Annotated in this window: 24 protein-coding genes; 6 read left to right on the top strand and 18 right to left on the bottom strand. The window is 43.0% G+C overall.

Features of this window, described 5'->3' with window-relative positions; all coding sequences use genetic code 11:
• Positions 1-14 precede the first annotated feature (14 nt).
• The 7 genes from C6Y03_RS17190 to C6Y03_RS17160 all read right to left on the bottom strand — a co-directional run bounded on the left by C6Y03_RS17190 (position 15) and on the right by C6Y03_RS17160 (position 7,998).
• Positions 15-434 (bottom strand): DUF948 domain-containing protein, encoded by a 420-nt coding sequence (locus tag C6Y03_RS17190; RefSeq protein WP_003217556.1) that lies wholly within the window; start codon positions 432-434, stop codon positions 15-17.
• A 225-nt stretch (positions 435-659) separates the two neighbouring features.
• Positions 660-1,958, bottom strand: a complete 1,299-nt coding sequence (gene murC / locus C6Y03_RS17185; RefSeq protein WP_034665503.1) for a UDP-N-acetylmuramate--L-alanine ligase — start codon at positions 1,956-1,958, stop codon at positions 660-662.
• Positions 1,959-2,261: 303 nt separating this feature from the next.
• Positions 2,262-5,012: a DNA translocase FtsK gene (locus C6Y03_RS17180; protein ID WP_106039673.1), complete on the bottom strand. Its 2,751-nt coding sequence runs from the start codon at positions 5,010-5,012 to the stop codon at positions 2,262-2,264.
• 196 nt (positions 5,013-5,208) lie between these two features.
• Positions 5,209-5,814: a YtpR family tRNA-binding protein gene (ytpR, locus tag C6Y03_RS17175; RefSeq protein WP_060597024.1), complete on the bottom strand. Its 606-nt coding sequence runs from the start codon at positions 5,812-5,814 to the stop codon at positions 5,209-5,211.
• A 16-nt stretch (positions 5,815-5,830) separates the two neighbouring features.
• Entirely contained in the window at positions 5,831-6,643 is an 813-nt protein-coding gene (locus C6Y03_RS17170) for a DUF1444 domain-containing protein (protein ID WP_106039672.1), read from the bottom strand.
• A gap of 19 nt (positions 6,644-6,662) precedes the next feature.
• Positions 6,663-6,983: a thioredoxin family protein gene (locus C6Y03_RS17165; protein WP_034665496.1), complete on the bottom strand. Its 321-nt coding sequence runs from the start codon at positions 6,981-6,983 to the stop codon at positions 6,663-6,665.
• Positions 6,970-7,998, bottom strand: a complete 1,029-nt coding sequence (locus tag C6Y03_RS17160; RefSeq protein WP_066030539.1) for a PTS sugar transporter subunit IIC — start codon at positions 7,996-7,998, stop codon at positions 6,970-6,972. Before C6Y03_RS17160 ends, C6Y03_RS17165 begins: the two co-directional genes overlap by 14 nt.
• 199 nt (positions 7,999-8,197) lie before the next feature.
• On the opposite strand from C6Y03_RS17160, the gene C6Y03_RS17155 reads away from it, so the two are divergent.
• A complete protein-coding gene (locus C6Y03_RS17155) occupies positions 8,198-8,644 on the top strand; it encodes a YtoQ family protein (protein ID WP_060597027.1) in 447 nt (148 codons plus the stop codon).
• A gap of 129 nt (positions 8,645-8,773) precedes the next feature.
• Here the strand turns inward: C6Y03_RS17155 and C6Y03_RS17150 are convergent, their stop codons facing one another.
• Entirely contained in the window at positions 8,774-9,847 is a 1,074-nt protein-coding gene (locus C6Y03_RS17150) for a M42 family metallopeptidase (protein WP_060597028.1), read from the bottom strand.
• A 199-nt stretch (positions 9,848-10,046) separates the two neighbouring features.
• On the opposite strand from C6Y03_RS17150, the gene C6Y03_RS17145 reads away from it, so the two are divergent.
• Positions 10,047-10,361 (top strand): PepSY domain-containing protein, encoded by a 315-nt coding sequence (locus C6Y03_RS17145; RefSeq protein ID WP_003217759.1) that lies wholly within the window; start codon positions 10,047-10,049, stop codon positions 10,359-10,361.
• Positions 10,362-10,404: 43 nt separating this feature from the next.
• Here C6Y03_RS17145 and C6Y03_RS17140 read toward each other — a convergent pair whose 3' ends face one another.
• The 3 genes from C6Y03_RS17140 to trmB all read right to left on the bottom strand — a co-directional run bounded on the left by C6Y03_RS17140 (position 10,405) and on the right by trmB (position 13,782).
• The gene (locus tag C6Y03_RS17140; protein WP_106039671.1) at positions 10,405-12,102 is read right to left on the bottom strand and encodes an NAD-dependent malic enzyme; all 1,698 of its coding nucleotides are present in this window, start codon (positions 12,100-12,102) and stop codon (positions 10,405-10,407) included.
• 73 nt (positions 12,103-12,175) lie between these two features.
• A complete protein-coding gene (locus tag C6Y03_RS17135) occupies positions 12,176-13,024 on the bottom strand; it encodes a YtnP family quorum-quenching lactonase (RefSeq protein WP_106039670.1) in 849 nt (282 codons plus the stop codon).
• A gap of 116 nt (positions 13,025-13,140) precedes the next feature.
• Positions 13,141-13,782, bottom strand: a complete 642-nt coding sequence (trmB, locus tag C6Y03_RS17130) for a tRNA (guanosine(46)-N7)-methyltransferase TrmB (protein ID WP_106039669.1) — start codon at positions 13,780-13,782, stop codon at positions 13,141-13,143.
• A 188-nt stretch (positions 13,783-13,970) separates the two neighbouring features.
• On the opposite strand from trmB, the gene C6Y03_RS17125 reads away from it, so the two are divergent.
• The gene (locus C6Y03_RS17125; RefSeq protein WP_095286138.1) at positions 13,971-14,246 is read left to right on the top strand and encodes a YtzH-like family protein; all 276 of its coding nucleotides are present in this window, start codon (positions 13,971-13,973) and stop codon (positions 14,244-14,246) included.
• Here the strand turns inward: C6Y03_RS17125 and C6Y03_RS17120 are convergent.
• From C6Y03_RS17120 to thpR, 4 genes are all read right to left on the bottom strand, one after another.
• Positions 14,243-15,043, bottom strand: a complete 801-nt coding sequence (locus C6Y03_RS17120) for a phosphotransferase family protein (RefSeq protein ID WP_181185486.1) — start codon at positions 15,041-15,043, stop codon at positions 14,243-14,245. The genes C6Y03_RS17125 and C6Y03_RS17120 overlap by 4 nt on opposite strands.
• A gap of 283 nt (positions 15,044-15,326) precedes the next feature.
• A complete protein-coding gene (locus tag C6Y03_RS17115) occupies positions 15,327-16,256 on the bottom strand; it encodes a YegS/Rv2252/BmrU family lipid kinase (protein ID WP_060597032.1) in 930 nt (309 codons plus the stop codon).
• A 48-nt stretch (positions 16,257-16,304) separates the two neighbouring features.
• Positions 16,305-17,240: a hypothetical protein gene (locus tag C6Y03_RS17110; protein ID WP_034665469.1), complete on the bottom strand. Its 936-nt coding sequence runs from the start codon at positions 17,238-17,240 to the stop codon at positions 16,305-16,307.
• Positions 17,241-17,265: 25 nt separating this feature from the next.
• Positions 17,266-17,817: an RNA 2',3'-cyclic phosphodiesterase gene (gene thpR / locus C6Y03_RS17105; RefSeq protein WP_060597034.1), complete on the bottom strand. Its 552-nt coding sequence runs from the start codon at positions 17,815-17,817 to the stop codon at positions 17,266-17,268.
• A 94-nt stretch (positions 17,818-17,911) separates the two neighbouring features.
• On the opposite strand from thpR, the gene cysK reads away from it, so the two are divergent.
• Positions 17,912-18,841, top strand: coding sequence for a cysteine synthase A (cysK, locus tag C6Y03_RS17100; RefSeq protein ID WP_411266091.1), 930 nt, complete (start codon positions 17,912-17,914; stop codon positions 18,839-18,841).
• A gap of 48 nt (positions 18,842-18,889) precedes the next feature.
• On the opposite strand, the gene C6Y03_RS17095 is transcribed toward cysK, so the two are convergent.
• Together C6Y03_RS17095 and pepV are read right to left on the bottom strand one after the other, a co-directional pair.
• Positions 18,890-19,516, bottom strand: coding sequence for a Type 1 glutamine amidotransferase-like domain-containing protein (locus C6Y03_RS17095; RefSeq protein ID WP_060597036.1), 627 nt, complete (start codon positions 19,514-19,516; stop codon positions 18,890-18,892).
• Positions 19,517-19,539: 23 nt separating this feature from the next.
• Positions 19,540-20,940 carry a dipeptidase PepV gene (pepV, locus tag C6Y03_RS17090; protein ID WP_060597037.1) on the bottom strand — a complete coding sequence of 467 codons (1,401 nt, stop codon included), beginning with the start codon at positions 20,938-20,940 and terminating at the stop codon, positions 19,540-19,542.
• 94 nt (positions 20,941-21,034) lie between these two features.
• Between pepV and C6Y03_RS17085 the strand changes: the two genes are divergently transcribed.
• Entirely contained in the window at positions 21,035-22,333 is a 1,299-nt protein-coding gene (locus C6Y03_RS17085; RefSeq protein WP_060597038.1) for an NCS2 family permease, read from the top strand.
• Between the two features lie 371 nt (positions 22,334-22,704).
• A complete protein-coding gene (locus tag C6Y03_RS17080) occupies positions 22,705-22,926 on the top strand; it encodes a DeoR family transcriptional regulator (RefSeq protein ID WP_008356419.1) in 222 nt (73 codons plus the stop codon).
• 69 nt (positions 22,927-22,995) lie between these two features.
• Here C6Y03_RS17080 and C6Y03_RS17075 read toward each other — a convergent pair whose 3' ends face one another.
• Positions 22,996-23,712, bottom strand: coding sequence for a pseudouridine synthase (locus tag C6Y03_RS17075; protein WP_106039667.1), 717 nt, complete (start codon positions 23,710-23,712; stop codon positions 22,996-22,998).
• Position 23,713: the final 1 nt, after the last annotated feature.

Raw genomic sequence — 23,713 nt, 5'->3', positions numbered from 1 at the left:
TATGCGAAAATGGTTTATTTTTGGTGTTTTCGTTGTTTCCATTTTTTATAAATTTCAAGTGCTGCGTTACTCCAGCTTACCACATCCGTGACTTTTTCTTGATTTCGTTCAACGGATGAAGAAACTGCACCAGCTGCCTGCTTTATGCTTGTATTAAATTGGTTGATCGAGCCGCCAATTCCCTGCACCGCATCCACAACTGTGTTGAGTTTTGCCGATTTGTCTTGAATATCTTCAGCAAGCTGATTCGTCTTATGTAGCAACTGTGTCGTCTCTGTGGTGATCCCTTGCATCTGACCTTCAAGACCTTCTAAAGTTGATGCAACATTCTTTAATGTCAGCTGTAAGGATTTTAATGTTTTGGACAAATAGATGACAAGAATGAGGAAAGCAATTGCGATCAGTGCAACGCTTAGATATAGAATAATAATCATCTGATACCTCCTTTGCTGCGGGCATATGCAATTCATTACCCTCTCGTTGTATCATTCAAACATCGCCTAGAATGACCGATTGAATAATAATTCTACACTTATTCGCTGATTCCTGTCCACAGCGAACGAAAAAAAGCGGCAGATGTTGACACATTTAGCCCCTTTGTCACATTTTATTCAAAATAAAAAAAGTGCCGATCAAAACGGCACTTTCCCTTTAAGCATTTATACAGCGACTTTCTCATAAGCACGCAGATATTTTTGAATGTCTCCTGCTCCCATAAAGATCAGAATCCCATCTTCGTGCGCTTTCAGCACAGATGTATCTTCTTCCGCAATCAATTGGGCCTGCGGGATTTTTTCTCGTAAATCTTCGATACTCAGCTTCCCAATGTTTTCACGGGCTGAACCGAAAATATCGCATAGGTATACATAGTCCGCTTTTTTCAGACTGTCAGCAAATTCACTTAAGAATTGCTGTGTACGTGTGAAGGTATGCGGCTGGAAGACAGCGACAATATCACGGTCTGGATATTTTTGACGTGCTGCTTCAATGGTGACTTCAATCTCCGTTGGGTGATGGGCATAGTCGTCAATTAAGACCTGCTCACCGACCACTTTTTCATTAAAGCGGCGTTTCACCCCGCCAAATGTCATTAGTGCCCCTTTGATGAGCTCTACATCAATGGCTTCATAGTGACATAATGCAATCACAGCTAATGAATTGAGGACATTATGATTTCCGTAGGCAGGAATGTAGAAGGTATCATAAAACGTATTGCGTACAAATACATCAAATGTAGTGCCTTCCGTGTTTTTCACAACATTGCGTGCTTGGAAATCATTTTCTTCATTGAAACCGTAGTACACAACAGGTACCTTCGCTTGAATCTTGGGCAGATGCTCATCATCACCGCAAGCGATAATGGCTTTTTTCACTTGAAGCGCCATGTTTTGAAACGCATCAAACACGTCGTCAATGTCCGAGAAATAATCAGGATGATCAAAATCAATATTGGTCATGATCGCATAGTCTGGATGATAGCTGAGGAAGTGTCTGCGGTATTCGCATGCTTCAAATACAAAATACTCGCTGTTTTCTTTCCCCATACCAGATCCATCACCGATTAAGTATGAAGTTGGTTTCGCTGATTGCATCACATGGGCAAGCAGTCCTGTTGTCGACGTTTTACCATGAGCACCAGTAATCGCAACGTTTGTGAATGAATCCATGTATTCTCCAAGGAATTTATGGTAACGAATGACAGGAATCCCTTCAGAAAGGGCACGTTCAATCTCAGGGTGTGTATCAGGAAATGCATTACCTGCAATCACGGTCATCCCTGGCTGAATATTATCTGGGTCAAATGGAAGAATTTTAATATTTCGTTCTTCTAATGCTTTTTGTGTAAAGATATGTTTTTCGATATCCGATCCTTGGACAGTATACCCAGTATCATGAAGAATTTGGGCCAGTGGACTCATACCTGTCCCTTTTATTCCAACAAAATGATAAACAGTCATAATTGTACCTCCAACAAACGTCTATCTGACTTACAGTATATGACGCTCATTTCAATTTGCAACTTGTGATTTTCGCCTCTAGCGGCTCACAGATCGCAGCTCCAAATAAAGATTTTTTTCCGATCTTCCTATTCTAATCAATATTAACTATGATTAGTATCCGACAACTTTCCTATTTCTAACACCTGCTTTCGCTCATTTTACATAAAAAAGCGTTCTGACAGGCATACGAAAAGCGTCCAATTACAAAATTGCACCTATGTGCTATCATACCATGTTTATAAAAAAAATGAAGTGGTTTGTTTAGATCAGCTGTTCTAAGTCACTCAGTGTCATAAGGACTTCCCTTGGCTTACTGCCTTTTGCACCAGAGATCATGCCCTCGCGTTCCATCATGTCGATCAATCTGGCTGCACGATTGTAGCCAATTCTAAATCTTCGCTGCAAACTCGATGTACTAGCGCTATTCTGCTCAATCGCAAAACGGCAGGCATCCATAAACAATTCGTCTTCATCTGTAATCGCAGAGCCTTGGAGCATTAATTCCTCCTGTTCGAAAAGGAACACTGGCTTACGCTGTTTTCTTACATGTGCCACTACTTGATCAATCTCACGGTCTGATACAAAGTTCCCTTGCAGCCTCGTCGGCTTGCCGGAGCCATTTTCTAAGAAAAGCATGTCTCCTTTTCCGAGAAGCTTTTCTGCACCTGCCATGTCAATGATCGTTCTAGAATCTACCTGACTTGAGACAGAGAAAGCAATTCTTGTTGGGATATTGGCTTTAATGAGACCTGTGATGACATCGACAGAAGGTCTTTGTGTCGCAATCAATAAATGAATGCCGCATGCTCTTGCTTTTTGTGCGATTCGGCAAATGCTTTCTTCGACTTCATTTGGTGCGACCATCATTAAATCAGCGAGCTCATCGATCACAACGACAAGATAAGGCAGTTTTTCACCCATTTGTTTTTCTTTGACAAGCTCATTGAATCGTTTAATTTCTCTCACGCCAGAGTGCGCAAACAGTTCGTAGCGCCTTTCCATTTCATCCACTACCCATTTCAGAGCGGCTGTCGCTGTCTTGGCATCGGTGATGACAGGACTCACGAGATGCGGAATGTGATTATATGGCGCTAATTCAACCATTTTAGGGTCGATTAAGAGCATTTTTACTTCATCTGGTGACGCTTTAAACATTAAGCTCACTAAAATGGTATTGATACAGACACTTTTTCCTGACCCTGTTGCTCCAGCAATTAAGCCATGCGGCATTTTTTGCAGATCAACCACAACAGGCTGGCCAGATATATCTAATCCGAGTGCTGCTGTTAAAGGTGATGGATTGTCTCTAAATGCACTGCTTCTGATCATCTCTCGTAAGAAAACCATTTTACTGTGAAGGTTCGGCACTTCGATCCCGATCGTGTTCTTTCCTGGAATCGGTGCTTCGATTCGAATATCTTTTGCGGACAAACTGAGTTTAATATCATCTGATAGGTTCGTGATTTTGTTCACTTTGACACCTGGTTCTGGATGTACTTCAAACCTTGTCACAGAAGGGCCTTGCGTGACATGAACCACACTTGCTCTGACATTGAAATTTTTCAGCGTGGCATTGAGCAGCTCTGCCCGCTCTTTCACCCATGTCCCGTCCTCTTCTTTTTGAGCTGGAGGTACGTCTAAAAGGGCGAGACTTGGGAAAACATACCCTTGTGCATCTGCTGCTTTCTTTTGCCCTTGCACACGCTGATCACTTTTTAACATCATGACGTTAAAAGGAACCGTTGAGGTTTGTCCGCTTGTACGTTGCGTCTGCGGAGCTGCTTGTTTCGGTTTTTCTTCCTTGACTTCATGCACTTGTTCTTGCTTTTCTTGCTGCTCTATGACAGGTTCTGCTGGTTCAGTAGCGGTCTCATCGTCTGCTACTTGTTCTATTGGCATCATTTGATCTTCTACTATTTCAGCTTCTTCCAACAATTGGTCTTCTTGCAGATCATGCTTGGCGACTGGCTCAGCTTCTTCAAATGCTGCCGCTGGCACTTCTTCTTGATGATCTTCTATGGAATCAGCTTCTATTTCCGCGACCGGTTCTGCTGGGATGTCTTCTGTTACCTCAACTTCTTCTGCCGGCATGTCTACTTCCATTTCAATTGCGGGATGTGTGTCTTCTGCTGTTTCGAATGTCAACGGTTCTATTTCCTCCGTATGATCTACAAACTGATGTACCGGCTCGCCTTTTATTTCTTCATCATCGCTTGAGACATCCTGTTCCGGCTCAGCCTCTACCGGCTGTTCTTGATAAGCTTCGGCCTCCTGATTATGTAAGTCAGCTTCAATATGGTCTTGAGGCTCAGAAAAGGCTTGCTCTTTTTCCTCTGTTTGAATGAAAGGCTCGTCATTTAAACGCTCCATCGTCGATTGAACGTGATCCTGATAAGCGAGTTCCTCTTGCAAAGTAAGCGGGGTCACGTCTGTTTGCATGTCCACTCTTTCTTCTGCTGGGGCTGAAACCGTTTCTTCCATACGATTTTCTTTCCGTATTGACGGAATGTTCATTTGCTGTCTGACATTCCGTACACGCTCTGCCTCTTCTGATAACAGGGTGACACGCTGCGCTGTTTCTGCTGCTTTCATTTGAACAGGAGATGATTCTTCTTTCGCTTCTGTTCGTTTTGGACGCATATCCTGATGATAGCCATAGATCGGTGATGGAATTTGCTCTGTTTTGAATGGCTTTTTATTGATGTCAGGCTGCACCGTTTGTTTTGGCTCATAGGTCTTCTGCTTAGCCTTTGGCTTGCTTGGCTTTGCGCGTCTTCTTTCCTGCTTCACTCCGTCACGCAGAGGTTCATCTGGAACGAGCGGAAAGCGGAAGTTGCCTTTCGGATATTCATAATAGACTTTTGTATCTTCAATTTTTTTATATTCTTTATGCTGTTCAAAAACTGGCTGCGTTCGTGCAGCTGGACCTTCATTAGGTCTCACAGCTTTTTCTTCTTTCTTTTCTTCTTCTCCTAAAAATACACTAAAAAATTTATCTAACCAACTCATCATTTATCACTCACTTTAACTCCCCTTACGTTTTCTTGGGCGATTTTTAGTATACCATTGCTTTTTCATGCAGAAAAGCGAGAAAAGTGCTGCTCTTTGCTATTTGTGCTGTCTGTAGATGAAAAAAAGTCACTAAGTACGTACTTAGTGACTTTTGGTATAACACATTCTTCGCTCCTATGTGCCCGTTTATGGGAGGTTACGCTTTAAAGGGTTCGCCAGCTTGGTGGCTTCCCTCTAGAACAAGAATCCCTTTTTCAGCAGGCGCGTCTGGAAGATCTAGTTCTTTTGCTGAACAAATCATTCCGCTTGATGGAACACCTCTTAGCTCAGCATCTTTAATGACCAAACCGCTTGGCATCACCGCACCAACCTTCGCAACCACGACATATTGCCCTTGATCAACATTTGGCGCACCACACACGATTTGTAATGTTTCATCGCCAACATCTACTTGGCAAATGTTTAATTTATCTGCATTCGGATGCTTTTCTTTTTCCTTCACATAACCGACAACAAATTTTGGTGATAGATCCACAGTCAACGTTTCACTTACACCGTTGCGGTTTAAAATTTCGTTGATATCTTGAACAAGTGTTTCAGATAGCGGTACAGATCCGTTTTCTTCAATTTTCATGTAAGTGGATGCGTTGAAGATATTAAAACCTGTTGTTTCTTTTGTTTCTTGATTGAAGATTCTTACGACATCTCCAAACCTCTCATGACCTACTTCTTCTCTCGTCACATCTTTCAATGAAATAAGGAGTGTGTCGCCTACACCTTCTGCATTATAAAAAACGTTCATTCTTCAAAATTCCCTTCTACTGCTGTTTTGGTCTGCTTTTAGCAAGAATAAAGATCGGTTCAAGCTTGCCCTCGTCATATAAAAATGACAATGCGGTAATCGGAACCGTGCCGCTGGCGAAGAAACTCATCGACATCTGTCCTAAAATATCATAACCTGATTCATTGCGAACATCTGCAATGATGAATACATCTTGATGGGGAACAGAAATGGCCATCTGTCCTTCTATTTTTTGCGCGTATTCTTGTAAAATCGATTCATTTAAAAGTCTGCTGGCATCATATCCGTCATTCGCACGGAAGAAATAAAACCGATTGCCTGCAACTTCATCCATTTTCACCACAGTTTCAAGTGAGCGGACATTGAAGCTTGCAGTTTCCCTAATTCGCTCTTTTGTCCAGTTTTCCTTTTGAAGCATTTTCTCATCAATTAATCTGTAGGTGCTTCCAAGGTCAAGTGCGTAGAAGATTCTCGTTTCAGCTGTATGCTCATCAAAAACGAGGGGAATGCCATCACTTGATGTCTCAGGAAAGGAAGTGGAACGAATGACAGGATAGATCTGCTTTTCTTTTCCTGAGATGTGCTGCGCTTCGCCTTTCATGGCACTTAGCGCCTCTTTCACATAGTAAACGATCTCATCTAATGTTTCATCAGGCTTTACTTCCCACTTTGCAATGATTGGCGGGAGCTCTAGTGTAATACCTTTACTTGTTTGTTTATCTTCAATACGAAGCGTATCTTTTTCTCGGTCAAACTGGTGTGACCAGCTGTCATTTGTCAGACGGCTTTTGAGTTCGTTCGCAAGCTGTCTTGATGTCATTTTTGCCATGATTTAGACCCTCCTTTCATTATTTAGAAAGAGAATCTGTTAAAAATGCTTCAATCTCTTCCTTCGTCTTACGATCCTTGCTGACAAAGCGGTTAACCTCTTGTCCATTTTTAAAAACTAAAAAGCTTGGAATGCCGTAGATTTCCCACTCTGCGCAAGTGTCAATGAACTGATCTCTATCCACATAGAAGTACTCAAATTCTGGGTAGTTTGCTTCAAGCTCTGGCAAGAATGGTTCGATAAAGGTGCAGTCCGGGCACCAGTCAGCTGAAAATAGCAATACTGTTAAGTCTTCTTGAATCACTTTTTGTAATTCTTCGTTTGATTCAATTTTTTTCATGTTTCATTCCTCCAGTTTGTATGGTTAAATCTCCGAATTGTATATAGCCTTTCTTTCTCATCCATTCTGATACTACCAAACTAATCACTGCCGGGCCAACGATATGCAAAAGAGCGATCGCCAGAAAAACGGATGGATGAAATCCCATAACGGTCAGTGTCATGAGCTGTCCAACGAGGCCGCTCGTTCCCATACCTGCCCCTGCCGCATTATTGACCATCCCAAAGCCAATAATACCAATTGGCGCGAGAATGAGGCCCGCAATCGTCGGCGGAATAAGGATAAGGGGATTTTTCACAATGTTCGGCAGCTGCAATTTTGACGTGCCAATGCCGACAGCAGCAAGACCGCCAAAACGATTTTCTCTAAAGCCTGCAGCGGCAAAGCCGACCATTTGAGCGCAGCAGCCAATTGTTGCAGCACCAGCCGCTGTTCCGCTTAAGTCAAGCATGAGCGCAAGCGCCGCACTTGAAATCGGTGAGCTGAGGGCAAGTCCAACAATGGTCGCTACTAGCATGCCCATGATCAGCGGACTTTGGTCAGTCCCCCACATGATGAGCCTACCAAGCCCTGTCATCATGGCTTCAATCCCAGGACCGATCAAAGCGGCGGTGAAAAAGCCAGTAATAATGGTGACAAGCGGCGTTAAAATAATATCAATTCTTGTCTCACCACTGACCAGCTTGCCGAGTTCCACACCAATTAATGCTGCGACAAAGCTTCCAGCAGGTCCACCAAGTTCTGCTCCTGCAGCACCTGAGACAACACTTGCAAAAATGATCAAAGGAGATGCCTGTAACCGGTACGCAACAGCTACGCCAATCGCTGGTCCCATGAGCCCCATTGCGAGTGTTCCCATTTTGATGATGAGCGGAAGTGATAACAGACCGCCTGCTGTTTTTAAAATCAGCCCTACCACTAATGTAGCAAATAGACCTAAAGCCATATAAGAGAGTGCATCAATGAAATACACTTTTGGCGAAAGGGAGATCCCTTTTCTTTTCAAATAAGTCATCAACGTCGTCTTCCTGCTTTCTCATAGGAAAGACGAAGAGCCTGTCCTTCCCATTATATGTAGTATTCTTACGATGAAAAATAGTCTCTACCATGAATATCATAATCATATTTTTTTTGCTTTATCAAGCACTTCTTGTGTAACATGAAAAGAAACAGGGCAAACCTTTACTAAGTTTGTACAAAAGGAGGAGATCGTTATGCAATTAACCGTCTATTTAGCAGGAGAAATTCATAGCCAGTGGCGTGATGAAATCAAGGAGAAAAGCCAATCGTTGAAACTGCCGGTGACGTTTGTTGGTCCAATGGAGAATCATGACCGCTCAGATCACATTGGTGAGGACATTTTAGGTGAGCAGCCGAATGCCATTTTCAAAGATGATGCGGCTTCTGATTTGAACAATTTCCGTACTGAGATCTTATTAAACAAGGCAGACGTCGTCATTGCCCGCTTTGGTGAGAAATATAAACAGTGGAACACGGCAATGGATGCATCTGCTGCCATCACAAAAGGAAAACCTCTCATTTTGATCCGCCCAAAAGAACTGCACCATCCGTTAAAGGAACTATCAAACAAAGCGAATATCACTGTAGAAACCGTGAACCAAGCGATCAAGGCGTTATCTTACGTGTTTGAACAGCAATAAAAAAGGTGAAACTGCAACCTTTTTTCCTCTTTTCGAAACCTTTGCAGACCTGGCAATGAATGCGAGGTTTTGTCTACATATACACACTAAAGGCTGCTCTCATGAAAGAGGCAGCCTTTTCTATTACATTTACACCTGTTGATAAATAGAATCCACTGTACTTTGATCACAGTTTTTCACCAGGCGGACAATTAATTCTTTTGCCGCTGCGTAATCATCCACATGCAATACTGAATGACTTGTATGAATGTAGCGAGCGCACACCCCAATGACAGCAGAAGGCACACCTTGGTTGGAAATATGCACACGTCCAGCGTCCGTACCACCCGGTGATACGAAGTATTGGTATGGAATGCTGTTTGACTCAGCAGTATCGAGCACAAAGTCTCTCATCCCGCGATGCGTAATCATGGTTCGATCAAAAATACGCAGAAGTGCTCCTTTACCAAGCTGGCCGAATTGGGTTTTGTCACCTGTCACATCGTTTGCAGGGCTTGCATCTAAAGCAAAGAACAGATCTGGCTGAATCATATTCGCAGCTACTTCTGCCCCTCTAAGCCCTACTTCTTCCTGAACCGTTGCACCTGAATACAGATGACATGAAAGAGGTTCGTCTTTTATTTCTTTTAATAATTCAATCGCAAGTCCACAGCCATAGCGGTTATCCCAAGCCTTCGCTAAAATCTTTTTAGGATTCGCCATAGGGGTAAAGACTGTTGCAGGCACGATTTGCTGTCCTGGGCGAATGCCAAGTTCTTTTGCCTCTTCTTCACTGTCTGCCCCAATATCAATGAGCATGTCTGATGGTTTCACAGGTTTGCTTTTTTGTTCTGGTGTTAGAAGATGAGGCGGTGTACTAGAGACGACACCAGGAATTGGTCCGTGAACGGTATGAACGTCGACACGCTGTGCCAGCATGACTTGACTCCACCAGCCGCCGAGTGTTTGGAAGCGTATCATCCCGTTCTTCGTAATGGATGAAACCATGAATCCCACTTCATCCATATGACCAGCCACCATGATTTTAGGTGCGTTCTCTGGTCCCTTGCGTACCCCAAACACACCGCCAAGACGATCCTGAATGAGTTCGTCAGAATATTTCTCAAGTTCCTTTTTCATAAAAGCACGCACATGGTGCTCATTACCTGGAGTTCCCTGTAATTCTGTTAAATTTCGGAAAAGCGACAATGTTTCTTCATTCATTCTACGGTTTACCTCGTTTCTATGTAATGACCATATATATTCCTATAAAAATAACACTCACTTTATACTATAAGAATTCTTTCGGTTTTCCAAGTATCTCTCCAGAAATTTTGAATATGCTTTCAAGTATTCGGATTCCTTAACATCAATGGACAAGTTTTGTATAATGGAAAAAACAGCAATACGGAGGTGCAGCACGTTGAAGTTAAAACATGTTCTGATTGGTGCGAGTATTGGCGTAGCCGCTGCAATTGTTGCAAAGAAAGTATTTTTCCCTACGTATATCTCGTCTGAAAAAGCATTAAAAATTGTGAAATCTGCTTTTAAACAGCGCGGCCCGATTGATGGCTCTTGGATTTATACTGTACCAGAACCGTATACCGTAAATGGTGAAACGATTGATGTGTACAAATCTGGCATTACTCGCTCAGCCTTTGGCGAGCTTGAACAGTACGAAGTCATGATTGATGCCAAAACAGGCATGATCGTTGATGTCATTGATTCTGTGGCTTGATAAAGAAAGCTTCGCAAAGGCGTGTCCTTGCGAAGCTTCTTTTTTATATGGCTTTGATTTTTTTGTACACAGGATGCCACATGGCGTCCTGTACAGCCTGAATGAGATCCTCAGGCGTTTCCTCTGCAATTCCTTCATCGATCGCTGCTTGCGCCACACGGACAGCCACTGTCGCTGAAACAGTTCGAAGCTGATCCACACTTGGCAGCATCGCTGCACCCGGCTTTCCGACATTGACCATGCTAGCAATCGCTTCAGCACTCGCAACAAACATGCTGTCTGTTATAAGGCGGGCTTTAGACACAATCGTTCCAAGACCAAGCCCTGGGAACACAAGGGCATTATTCGCCTGCCCAATTTCATATGTCACGCCGCCATATTCGACAGGATCAAATGGGCTTCCCGTTGTCACAAGGGCGCGTCCTTCTGTCCACTCGATGAGATCTTCAGGCTTTGCTTCTGAAAGAGGTGTTGGGTTCGACATCGGTAAAATGGCTGGGCGCTCCACGTGTGACGCCATTTCTTTCACAATTTCCTCTGTAAATGCTCCTCCTACCGTCGAGGTGCCAACTAAGATGGTTGGTTTCGCCTGTTTGACGACCTCTAATAAATCAATGGAATGCTTAGGACCGTTACGGGCATAATCCTTTACTTCGTCAGAACGTCTTGCATATGGCTTTTGAAATGGCTGAATGTCAGGCGAATCATCTGTAAGCAATCCTGTTTTATCAATACACCAGAAATGATCATATGATTCCTCTTCTTTGACACCGTCTCTTACGAGAGCATCACGGATCTGCTCCGCTATGCCAATCCCTGCCGTACCCGCTCCGAAAATGACGATTCGGTGATCTTTCAGCGGAACCTTCGAAGCTTTTGCACATGCCAAAACCGCAGCAAGTGAAACAGCTCCAGTACCTTGAATGTCATCATTAAATGTACAAATACGTTCCTTATATTTTTCCAATATGGCTCGGGCATTTTTTGTCCCAAAGTCTTCCCAGTGAAGGAGTGCATTTGGAAAGGTTGCGCGGGCAAGCTCTACATATTGATCAATGAACCGATCATAACGTTCTCCTCGAACGCGAGAATGCTGATTTCCAACATAAAGCGGATCATTCAAGAGACTTTCCTGGTTCGTCCCGGCATCAAGCACAACGGCCAGCACGCGGCTAGGATCAATGCCTGCTGCGGCTGTATAAACAGCAAGTTTCCCGACTGAAATGGCAATACCGCCAACACCCCAGTCTCCAATACCTAAAATGCCTTCTGCATCTGTCGCAACGATTAAGTCAATTGATTCATCAACACCGTAAGAGGCAAAAATCTCTTCCATGCCTTCCAAATCATCAATCGATAAATAAAGCCCCCTTGGCTTTCGATACTCGTGGCTATAACGCTGAATGGCTGTTCCAACAGTCGGCGTGTAGACAATCGGCAGCATCTCCGCCAAGTGCTCATTTAGTAATTTGTAAAAAAGCACTTCGTTTCTGTCATGAAGTGATGTTAAATACACATTTTTCCCCAGTTCATCCGGCTGTGCCTTGAACTGCTCATATGCACGCTTTGCCTGATCCTCTAATGTTAAAACCTTAGGCGGTAGAAATCCCTTTAAACCAAGCTCTTCCCGCTCTTCCTTAGTAAATGCAACCCCTTTGTTTAAATAAGGGACGGACATGACTTCCATCCCTCTTAATGGTGTTTCAATGACATCACCATGTACACGATAAAATTGGTTCACCTGCACTCTTCCTTTCACAAGTTCATTTTGTCGTTATTTTGTGTGAAAGGCGAAAAAACATGCAGATGATCTTTTATCTTCCTGTTTCTCTTTTAACTTCATGTGTGATTTGCCCGTCTTCATCCCATTTTACAGCGCGGTAAATCGCATCATGATAAAACAAGTACCACGCATTTTTTTCTTCTGCAAATGCCTGCCATTTTTGCTTAGCTGGAATCGAAGTCATTGGGTAATCATCATAAGCCAAGACCCATAATGGATTTTTATGAGCGTGTGTTGGCATGATATCAGCCAAATGAATCGCTGTTTCGCCCTGACTTGTGAGCGTTAAGATGCTATGGCCATTGCTATGACCGCCTGTATGATGCAGCCCAATGCCTTTTGTTACTTCGATGCTTTCTTCAAATGGCACCACTTGATCTGCTATAGGCTCCCAGTTTTCTTTCCAATATGTATTTCTTGAGCGGATGTTAGGCGCCCTCATTTCATCCCATTCGATTTTGGATGTGATGATTTTTGCCTGCGTAAAAACAGACACGAGCTCTTCTCCCTCACGTTTTGTCAGCCCGCTTGCATGATCGAAGTGAAGGTGTGTCATTAAAACGTAATCAATATCAGCTGGTTGCAGGCCGAGTGCCGCTAGCGATTGTTCCAATTTCGTCTCTTCTGTTACGCCGTAATTGCGTTTTTGTTTATCTGTCAGCTTCCCTGATCCGATGCCGGAATCCACTAATAAATGAAGACCATTCCACCGAATGAGGATCGGATCACACCGCAGTTCAATTTGATTGCGATCGTTCACCGGGTATTTTTTTGACCATAACGGCTTTGGCACTACACCGAACATCGCACCGCCGTCCATGTGTGTATCTCCCCCATTTAACCAGAACAGTTCCATGTCACCTATTTTCATTGTCTCCATTGCTGTCATCCCTCCTTTTTCTATCGTAGCAAATACAGCTGAAAATCGCATGCATCAATCTTTTCATGAAAAAAGCTGACTGCAATTTTTCTTTACAGCCAGCTTGATGTCACTTGTTAATCTGGAAATTTTACTTCTGATCGATAGATGGGTTGTCCCATAGACGAGAATTTTTCTTCGTATTCAGTCATCACATTTCCTTCTAATCCGTCCTTATGTAAATCTAAGCTTACATACGTTAAAAGAAGGCCATATGCAGAAAAACTCTTTAAGGAATATTCAAATAATCCGCGGTTATCTGTTTTGAAATGCAATTCACCACCTGGACGGAGAATATGTTCATATCGCTCTAAAAAGGCCTTAAACGTTAATCTGCGCTTTTCATGCCTTGCTTTTGGCCACGGATCAGAGAAATTCAAATACACCCGGTCAATTTCATTTTCCGCAAACACATCTGTCAGCGTTTCAGCATTAATGTTCAAAAGCTTTACATTTTCAACATCTGTCTCTTTGATTTTATCTACTGCTGTCACAATGACACTTTTAAATAATTCAATGCCAATATAGTTGATATCAGGATGAAGCTTGCCCATTCCAGCGATAAAGCTCCCTTTTCCTGTCCCAACTTCGATATGGATTGGATGATCATTTCCAAACAGCTCATGCCATTTCCCTTTATATTGCTCGGGGCTAGCTAAGGCAATATGAGCATTTTCAGCTAAGTAATCATTCGCCCATGGTTTATGTCGCATTCTCAATTTGATACACCTCTATTTTCTTTACATTTTATCAAGATACCATGAAACATAAAGACCCGCAAGACAGCATCTTTATGCACATATGAAAAAGACCAGCCCTTCGCTTGAGCTGGTCTGCCGCATGTATAAATTGGGCGCTGAATGCACAGTTTAACCACATAAATGACACGCAGAAAAGGAGCATACGTATGGGATTAAACCGTCAACATCAGCTTCAATTAATCAAAGATATTTTAACCGATCACCAGTTGGATTGCTGCGGGACTGTTGCAGAATATGAACAGGTGGGACGTGTGATTCAATTAATGCTGGCAAAAGAAGACCTTGATGCCGACATTCGTCAATTATTAACAGATATTTATGATTACAGCCAAAAGGGCACTTCTGTCAGTTCAATTGATGCACATATCGAGGAGCATCAATCGCATTTGTCAGAGTGGGTCGAGAATATTCCTATGTCTTAATAGATGTTTAACCGCTTTAAGAGTGCGCTCAGCTCCGCTTGCACTTCTTGCTGCGCTTTTTCATTTCCTTTTCTTTTATGCCACACGACAAACGATACGGTTTCAGCGAGGACGTACCAATCCATACGTTTTCGCAAATTGTCCGTCAGCGGAGCACCGTACATCGAGAGCCAGCTTTCCCAGTTCTCTTCTTCAACATAATGGTATAAAAGTGGTCCAAGATCAATGGCTGGGTCAGCAATCATCGCCCCATCCCAATCGATCAAGTAAAGCTGATTTTCATCTGTCAGCAGCCAATTATTATGATTGAGGTCACAATGACACACGACCTTGTCCTCAAATTGGACTGCCTCCACATGCTTCTCTAAGTACTGGATGGCACGTGTAATGTCTTGTGAATCGATTTGCTCTTTTAATATGGACTGTTTTAAATGCTTCAAAATGGATTCTGGGTGTAGAGCGTGCTTCTCTAATCTTTTCAGCATATCAAGCAATTCTTTAGATGTATGAATTTTTCTTAGCTGCTCTGCTACAGGACGGTCATTCATGTCCTTTGGCTTCAGCTCTCTGCCGCTCAGCCAGTGCTGCGCAGTGATGACATCCCCATTTTCCATCCGTTTTGTCCAGACAAGCTTCGGCACAATGCCTTCAGCTGACAAAACCGCAAGAAACGGTGACGTATTGCGTTTTAAAAATAGCTTTTGGTCATTGTGTGTTGCGAAGTACGCATCTCCCGTAGCGCCTCCAGCAGGAGAGATGTGCCATTCGCTACCTAATATTTGTCCCAACCAGTTCATATCAATTTTCAACCCATCATTTCTTAAAATATTTTAAATCTTGCTTTTTTAGTCGACAAAATTCAGCCGATTGAAGATCAATTGGCTGTTTCTTTTTTATTTATATGATCATAAAAACAAAAAGGACAGCTATTGAGAATGAGATGCTAAACAATAGCCGTCCTATAGATTTTATCGTTACCTTCTTATACTCGTCAAGCAAAACTAGAAAATCAGGACAAGAACCTTATGAAAAGGAAGGCTTTTTTCATGGTTTTTGACTAGGGCATTCACGAGAAGCCATTTAAGCACGTAATTTTAAGGAGCGATCACTCGCCTTCACAAAGACAGGCGTTGCGCCGATCACTTCTCCATCTGCATGAAATAAGATTTTTGCATCTGCCTCCAAGTACGCTTCCTCGTGCTGATACAGGGTAACGCCCTTCATTCCAAGATGCTTTCGAAACACCATCGCACTTAAAAACAAGAGCACTTTGAATGGATTCAAATCTGTGACAACGATCGTTTGAAAGCCTGGCTGCCTCGCGCTCACTTCCGGCGCTGCTTCCAGCCCGCCTCCGTAATAGGGGTGATTGCATACAATCACAAACCACACTTGGCGAAAGACCTTCTTCTCATTTTCAATAAACAGCGCAAGGTCAAACGGCTTAAAGGACCATAAAGAATGGAGAAATGACAGCGGGTAGATGATAAACCCAAGTCCCAGCCGTTTCAGCCACTTTTTTCCTCTGAAATGCACTGTTTTCCTTAGCACATGCGCATCAAACCCAGCACCGATATGATTGAGAAAGAGAACGGATTGCGGGCTTTCTGCATGATCTTGAAAGGAGCCGAGAGAAAATGTTTTGGTGAGCATTCTCTTTTGCTTTCTCACTTCTTTTAGGACATCTTGACGATGGATGCCGAGGCCCTTCGCCGCATCATTCCAATGACCGGCGGGAACAAAGCTTAACTGCACATGATCCATTTCCTTTAAGCCATTCAGGACTTCATGAATGGTGCCGTCACCGCCAATGACAATCAGGCGCTTCAGCCTGTCATCTTGCATGGCGCTAATTTGTCTTGCCAATACTTCTGCATGACCTTCATGCTGGGTGAGAAACGATCGATAAGAGATCTCCATCTTTTGTAATTCTTTCTCTATGCTCCTCCATGTACGAAGTCCTTTTCCATGTCCTGCTGCTGGATTAACGATAAAGTACCATTCATTCATATATTAGCTCCACTCAGGTCTCATTTTTCGTGACCTTCCATTATGCCTTTAATCGAGCCATTCCTGCCTTCTTTTGCTGTCTGATTCACCATAAGCAAGCAATGCCTTTGTCGCCTTAAATTGCTGATGCTTTGTCGGCGCGGTATTTTTCCGCTGCTTTTCAAACCAATCTTCCGCCTTCTTCTTATCGACAACCTCCATCCCGTATGGAACTTCCGGTAAGTCAATATAAGAGGTTCTGCTGATCAGGATTTTTTTCACAGGAAGATCGACACCGCTTTGCTGTAAGATCTTTGACACGACGGTGCCAGAGCGCAGAAGGCTTGCGCAAGGATTCAAAACGGACTGAACAGCTTTCCCATTCGCCCGCTTTTCCCAAAAACGTTCCTTCGTTCCGATATATACGCTGTCAGGCTCTGCCTCTAAGAAGGATAAACAAATCACTTCCAGCGGCGTAATAAGTACTGAACATAATTCCATCTCTGCTTTTTGAATGAGCAGCACCGGCTTATACATCACAAAATATGAATCCGGAAGCTGCCTAGCAAGCATACGCAGCTTTTCATCATACCGAATATGATGGGAGACGGTTGAAATGTGGGAAATCGTCGAGCTCGCCCATTTTAATTGAACATCGTATAGATGATCCTTAAAAAAATGAATGAGCTTCGTTTCATCGGTAGGAACGTTTGTAAAGACACCTTGCTCTATATCTGTCGGCTCGTTAAAAAGACTCAGGTCCCGTTCCTTTTTCATATCGGCTTCTTTTTGCTTTCTTTTTAAGGAGAATTTCTTTCTCTTTTCTTCCTCTTGTTCAGGCACTTGTTCAGAGATTTGGTCAAATGAATGCTGCGCCTCCTGTTTTGAAGCCTTTTTTAACTCGTCCCACCTTTGCTTTTTCAATCGAATGAATTGATTGATGTAGTGATGCGGGTCTTGTTCATATCGTGATATATAATCTTGAATTTTGATAATTTGCGCCATCTGCTGCTCACTCCAACTTTTAGAATCATTTATGTAGTGCAAATTGTTTGATTGCGTGATAACGCGGGGTTTCTTTCGGACGTATTTCAAATAGAGTCATACAAGAAACCTCTATCACGTATGGCTCTTTGCGTAAAGGCGCTTGTTCTGCAAAAGAGTGATCCGCGTTCCATTTTCGCGCAATCGTCATATGCGGATGAAACGGTCTCTTTTCAACAGGATGTCCTGCTGACAATACGGCTTCTTTCACCTTTTCTCTTAATTGCATGAGCGGTTCACTTTCATTAGGTTTTGCAAAAAAGACTCTCGGGCGCTCCTTCATGCCAAACTGTCCTAACTCATTCAGCTCTAGTGAAAATGCAGCGGCTTCATTTGAAAGGATATCAAGCAGCTCGATGATCTTTTTTAAACGCTCATCTGGAATGGCACCTAAAAAGATCAGGGTCACATGATAATCATCTGGTGCTGTCCACTTTTGAAAGGATAGTTCACTCCTTAGATCCATGTCTTTTTTGATTTGATGCGCAAGTTGTTCAGGGATGTGAATCCCTATAAAATAATGACGGTTTTCTGCCACAATATCACCTGTCCTTTTTTAACAAACTTTACGAATCCCCATTGATGATAGTATAACTAAAGAAATGCAGAATGAGAAGAAAGGGTGTCACATGATGAAGGTTGCACAAAATATAGCTGAGCTGATTGGCGATACACCACTTGTTAAATTACAGCGGCTTCAGCCAGGCAATGCGGCAGCTGTTTATTTAAAGCTGGAATCATTTAATCCTAGCGGCAGTGTGAAGGACCGCGCTGCTTACAATATGATCGTCGAGGCTGAAAGGCAAGGAAAGCTTACAAAAGGAGCGACCATTATTGAACCAACGAGTGGGAATACAGGGATTGGTTTAGCCATGAACGCAGCAGCAAGAGGCTATAAAGCCATCCTTGTCATGCCAGATACGATGACAAAGGAAAGAATCAATATTTTGAAGGCTTATGGGGCGCAGGTCGTTTTAACCCCAGGAGAAGAAAAAATGCCAGGCTGTATTCGCAAGGCAGAGGAACTGGCGTCTCAAATTCCTCATAGCTTTATCCCGATGCAATTTGATAATGGGGCGAACCCAGATGCACATAGAGGCACAACAGCTGTTGAAATCATGGAAGCTGTAAAACAACTTGGAAAGCCAATTGGAGCCTTTGTCGCAACAGCAGGAACTGGCGGAACCATTACAGGCACCGGAGAGGAATTAAAGAAGGCATTCCCTCATTTGACCATACGTGTGGCAGAGCCGAAGGGATCTCCAGTCTTATCTGGCGGGAAACCTGGCAAACATAAACTTGTTGGCACAAGCCCAGGATTTATTCCCCATATTTTAAACGAGCATGTCTATGATGAGATCGTGCAAGTAAGCGATGAGGATGCGTACACCATCACACGTCAGCTTGCCCGGCTTGAAGGAATTTTAGTTGGTCCTTCATCTGGTGCAGCCTGCTATGCTGCGATTGAAACAGCCAAGCAACTGCCGGCAGAACAAATCGTGATCTGTATGACAGCAGATACAGGCGAACGATACTTATCAAGTGATGTTTTTCAAGATTAAAAAAGGAACAGGGTCATGAATCCCTGTTCCTTTTTCTTCGTTTCAAGGTTAGGACGATTTGTCGGACTTCACCTCAGCCTGCTCCCCTGTGATGAGTAAAACCTGCTCATCAGTAAGCGGGCATAAATCGAGCGTCTGCTCAAACTGTTCCATGATTTGCTGCGCAGCCTCGCCTAAATAGGTATTGTACATATGCGGTACCGGATAGTAGCTTATCTCATTGAATCCTTGACATGATGAAAGTTCTGCTGCCTTCTGCCGATCATCCATCACGGAGATATATTCAATGCTTGGTGCCATGATGATACTCCCTGCGGACTCTCCGATGTACAGCTTGCCTTTATTGATTTCTTCTTTCAGCACGTCATCAAGACGATGCTTTCTTAATTCCTGCAGCAAATAGAAGGTGTTGCCTCCTGATACGTACATCACATCATTTTGTTCCATCATCTTTGTGATTTCTTCAGTAGACTGCTCAGCTATCTGAACGGTCTCTAGATGCATACCTAGTTGATGAAAGGCTTCTTTCGCTGCCTCCACATAGTGCGTGACTTCTTCCACAGCACTGGCTGTTGGAAAAAATGTCACGCGTTTTCCTTTTAATGATTCACCCGCAAAGTCAGATAAGAGAGAATAGCTGTCTTTGAATGAAGAGCATAAGAACATTTTTTTCACTGTGAATCCCCTCTTCTCTTTTTCTATTTTGCCAATTCATACATGGCTTGTGCATATAGAGCGGTTGCTCTTAGTAGATCATCGATTTCGATATATTCATCCTTCTGGTGTGCGCAATCTGGTCTGCCAGGGAATAGAGGACCAAAGGCAACGCCCGCTTCTAAAGATCTCGCATACGTTCCTCCACCAATGGCAATCAGATTAGCTGGATCTCCCGTTTGTTCCTCATATACCCGCTGCAATGTTTTCACAAGCGGATGATCTTTTGAGACGTGATGCGGAGGGCTGTCGTCAAATTTCAGAAGGGTGGCCCCTTTGATGCCTTCGATCCCTTTTTTAACGTCCTTGCCGTCTGCTGTCACTGGATAGCGGACATTTAATCCTAGCTTCGCTTCCTCGTTTTGTGTATAGCGGATCGTTCCAACATTTAAAGTCAAATCTCCGCTAATCTCATCTTTACAAGCAATCCCCAGCTTTTTCCCTCTTGTATCCTGATCAAATAAAGCGTTGATTTGGGAGGTAAAAGCAAGCCCGTCTTCATCTAACTCTTGTCCACATAGGAAATTGGCCATATGAATGCCCGCATTGATGCCATGCGCCGGCTCCATGGCATGAACTGATTCACCTTTTAATGTGAGATGCAGTCCGTCCGCTGCATTCTTTACCTCACCTGATAAATGATTGTGAGCAAGATAAGCTTCAAAAGCTGTTTTTAATGATTCAGCATCGTGATCTTGTGCAGCTGTCACAGTGGCAGCTGCCTCATCCGGCACCATATTCAGCCGCATACCCGATGTGAATTGCTTGAGCGTATAGCGCTGATGATTTTCTGTAAGTTGATATGTAAATGACACGATGGCATCAATAATCCCTTTTTCAGCATGAATAATCGGAAAATCGGCATCTGGCGCAAATCCAATTTGCGGCATCGCCTCATGCTTGAAATAATGGTCCACACAGCGCCAATCACTTTCTTCATCCGTTCCAATGATCATTCGAATCTTTTTTGACAGCTTCATCCCTGTATCTTTTATCATCTTTAGCGCGTAGAAAGCCGCCATGGTTGGACCTTTATCATCAATGGCTCCTCGTGCAAACATTTTATTTTCTCTTATGTCCGCTGAAAATGGCGGGGTTGTCCAGCCATCACCAGCAGGCACAACGTCCACATGGCATAGCACACCTACAATGTCTTCGCCTTCTCCATATTCAATATGACCTGCATAGCCATCGACATTCTTGACTGTGAATCCTTCGTCTTCCCCTTTTTTCAACATATACTGAAGGGCCTGATCGACTTTTTCACCAAATGGCTTTCCTTCTTTTCCACCTTCTTCATCAAGGACACTTTCAATTTGCAAAAAAGATTGTGTGTCCTTAATTAAGTCGTCTTTTTTTCGTATCACTTCAGCTTCCCAATTCATTTTTCCATTCCTCCTTGAAAAAAGGTTGCAATCCACCCTTAAAACGAATATTATATTAATTGTTTTGTAATAATGTTCGTAAATGGAGGATTTTATGTTTCAGTTAAAAGAAAACCAAACCAACATAAAGAAAGAATTAATTGCTGGTATGACGACATTCTTTACCATGGTATATATTGTTGCCGTTAACCCAGGAATTCTTTCAAAAGCAGGCATTCCTTTTGACCAAGTCTTTACTGCAACAATTATCGCTGCTGTCGTCGGTACGCTCTGGATGGCACTATTTGCAAACTATCCGATTGCTATTGCACCAGGCATGGGGCTGAATGTCTATTTCACCTTTACAGTTGTCGGTGGCGGCGGCATCAGCTATCAAACAGCGTTCAGTGCGGTATTTGTTGCTGGTATACTCTTTATTATTTTATCGTTAACATCCCTTAGAAAACAACTGATTCAAGCCATTCCAGATAATTTAAAGTACGGCATTACAGCAGGAATCGGGCTTTTCATTGCATTTATCGGCCTCCGTCAGTCTGGGATTATCGCAGCTGACCCAGAAAATCTAGTGAAGCTTGGCAACTTAAGCTCGCCTGTTGTCATTTTAACGCTTGTCGGCTTAATGATCTCTGTTATTTTAATGGTTCTTCAAATAAATGGCGCTCTGTTTATCGGCATGTTAGCGACGACACTGATTGCGCTCGTAACAGGCCAGCTTCATTTCCCTAAAATGCTGATGGACATCCCTGCACTACCCGAAGGCATGCTGATTACAAATCCATTCGCTGCTTTTGGCGATGTATTCTCTCATCATTTATATGCTGTCGTCTTCTCCTTCTTACTAGTGACGATTTTTGATACAACGGGCACAATGATCGGAGTGGCTGAACAAGCAGGACTCATGAAAAAAGGTCAGCTGCCAAAGGTACGCAGAGCCCTACTCGCTGACTCTGCTGCAACGACGATAGGTTCTATGTTTGGGACAAGCCCAACAACAGCTTATATTGAATCATCATCTGGGGTTGCTGCTGGCGGAAGAACTGGACTAACGTCTTTAACGGTCGCTGCACTGTTTATTGTGGCATTGTTTTTCGGCCCGCTCGTTCAAGCCATTTCTTCTTTACCATCCATCACATCACCTGTTCTCATCATTGTCGGGTGCTTGATGATGAACTCAGTGTCACGCATTCGCTGGAACGAGCTAGACGAAGCATTCCCTGCTTTTCTTGTGATCCTTTCCATGCCGCTGACATCTAGTATTTCTACAGGAATTTCACTTGGATTTATCTCATATCCCCTTGTGAAACTGGCAAAAGGGAAATGGAGAGAAGTACATGTACTTGTTCTCATCTTTGCCATTTTATTTTTCATTCAGCTCTTTTTCTTAGAAGGATAACAGAAACAAAAAAGGCACATTCTAACAAGGGATGTGTCTTTTTGAGATGAGTGAATTTTTTATTTTGTAAATTTTCTGTGTTTATTTTTTGGATGTTTGAATGTGACGGTATTCTCCATACCCCTTACGCCTATTGAGTTGTAACCGAATTCAAAACATGGTATATACCATGTTTCGATTCATGAAGACAAGTTAAAAAACACGTAAAGTTGACTTTTTGGTGGAACTAGATGCATAATAACGTGTATAATAGAATAAAACATTAAGAAACACGAACATTTACCATTGTTGCATGTCCTTATTTCGCAGTTTTAGTGTAGTAAGTTGTGGTTAGTCAAGTCCATCCGATCTTATTGATAGGGAGTGGTTTTTTGAAACCTTCAACAAACCGTATGATGACTCGAATTAAATCAGTTTATATGTTCATTCAAGAGAAAGGTCTTGTGACGACACAAGAGCTGGTTGATGAATTCGGGATCACACCTAGAACCATTCAAAGAGACTTAAACGTGCTTGCCTATAACGATCTTGTTCATAGTCCAAGCAGAGGCAAATGGGAAACAACGAGAAAAAAAGTGAAAATATCATCTTAAGCGTATAATGAACTGTCCATATAACAAAAAGAACCGGCGATATGCCGGTTCTTTTCTTTTATTCTACATTTATGGTCGATTGATTAAGCTGTCTAATTCTTCATCCGTCAATTCACGGTACTCCCCAGGCGCTAGATCTTCATCTAAAGAGACAGCCCCCATCGAGAGTCTTTTTAAAAAAATGACTTCATTTCCCACTGCTTGCGCCATCAGCTTCACTTGATGGTACTTTCCTTCAGTAATCGTTAAACGGATGCGTGTATCTTCGTTTTCATTCGCATCTACTTCAACCTTCGCCGGCTTCGTGCGGTAATCATCTAAAATGACAACGCCCTCTTCAAGACGCTTGATGTCTTGATCTCCTAATGGGTATTTCAAATGAACTTCGTATGTTTTTGGCACATGCTTTTTTGGAGAAAGTAATTGATGAGCAAGCTGTCCATCATTTGTGAGGAGGAGGAGACCGACTGTGTCCTTATCCAGTCTCCCCACAGGAAATGGCTCCCTTGCGATATCCTCCGGCTCTAGTAAATCGACGACCGTTTCATCCCGCAGATCTTCAGTTGCTGAGATGACCCCGTCCGGTTTGTTCATCATTAAGTAAATGAATTCTTTATACTCTACACGCTCTCCGTGTACGAGCACTTCATCATTCGATGGATCAACATGATCTTTCACCTGCTTCGCCAGTTCTCCATTCACTGTGACCGCCCGTGCCTTGACCAGCTTCTTCACATCTTTTCTTGAACCAAAGCCGCTGCTAGCAAGCAATTTATCAAGCCTCATG

The organism is Bacillus sp. LNXM65 (assembly GCF_002998575.1).
Lineage (GTDB): Bacteria > Bacillota > Bacilli > Bacillales > Bacillaceae > Bacillus.
Note: the sequence above shows the minus strand (reverse complement) of the source record. Positions and strands in the feature narration are given on the sequence as shown.

Coding starts and splice junctions, on each gene's coding strand:
- C6Y03_RS17190 (WP_003217556.1), bottom strand. CDS start 434: ATGATTATTATTCTATATCTAAGCGTTGCACTGATCGCAATTGCTTTC.
- murC (WP_034665503.1), bottom strand. CDS start 1,958: ATGACTGTTTATCATTTTGTTGGAATAAAAGGGACAGGTATGAGTCCA.
- C6Y03_RS17180 (WP_106039673.1), bottom strand. CDS start 5,012: ATGATGAGTTGGTTAGATAAATTTTTTAGTGTATTTTTAGGAGAAGAA.
- ytpR (WP_060597024.1), bottom strand. CDS start 5,814: ATGAACGTTTTTTATAATGCAGAAGGTGTAGGCGACACACTCCTTATT.
- C6Y03_RS17170 (WP_106039672.1), bottom strand. CDS start 6,643: ATGGCAAAAATGACATCAAGACAGCTTGCGAACGAACTCAAAAGCCGT.
- C6Y03_RS17165 (WP_034665496.1), bottom strand. CDS start 6,983: ATGAAAAAAATTGAATCAAACGAAGAATTACAAAAAGTGATTCAAGAA.
- C6Y03_RS17160 (WP_066030539.1), bottom strand. CDS start 7,998: ATGACTTATTTGAAAAGAAAAGGGATCTCCCTTTCGCCAAAAGTGTAT.
- C6Y03_RS17155 (WP_060597027.1), top strand. CDS start 8,198: ATGCAATTAACCGTCTATTTAGCAGGAGAAATTCATAGCCAGTGGCGT.
- C6Y03_RS17150 (WP_060597028.1), bottom strand. CDS start 9,847: ATGAATGAAGAAACATTGTCGCTTTTCCGAAATTTAACAGAATTACAG.
- C6Y03_RS17135 (WP_106039670.1), bottom strand. CDS start 13,024: ATGGAGACAATGAAAATAGGTGACATGGAACTGTTCTGGTTAAATGGG.
- C6Y03_RS17125 (WP_095286138.1), top strand. CDS start 13,971: ATGGGATTAAACCGTCAACATCAGCTTCAATTAATCAAAGATATTTTA.
- C6Y03_RS17120 (WP_181185486.1), bottom strand. CDS start 15,043: ATGAACTGGTTGGGACAAATATTAGGTAGCGAATGGCACATCTCTCCT.
- C6Y03_RS17115 (WP_060597032.1), bottom strand. CDS start 16,256: ATGAATGAATGGTACTTTATCGTTAATCCAGCAGCAGGACATGGAAAA.
- C6Y03_RS17110 (WP_034665469.1), bottom strand. CDS start 17,240: ATGGCGCAAATTATCAAAATTCAAGATTATATATCACGATATGAACAA.
- cysK (WP_411266091.1), top strand. CDS start 17,912: ATGAAGGTTGCACAAAATATAGCTGAGCTGATTGGCGATACACCACTT.
- pepV (WP_060597037.1), bottom strand. CDS start 20,940: ATGAATTGGGAAGCTGAAGTGATACGAAAAAAAGACGACTTAATTAAG.
- C6Y03_RS17085 (WP_060597038.1), top strand. CDS start 21,035: ATGTTTCAGTTAAAAGAAAACCAAACCAACATAAAGAAAGAATTAATT.
- C6Y03_RS17075 (WP_106039667.1), bottom strand. CDS start 23,712: ATGAGGCTTGATAAATTGCTTGCTAGCAGCGGCTTTGGTTCAAGAAAA.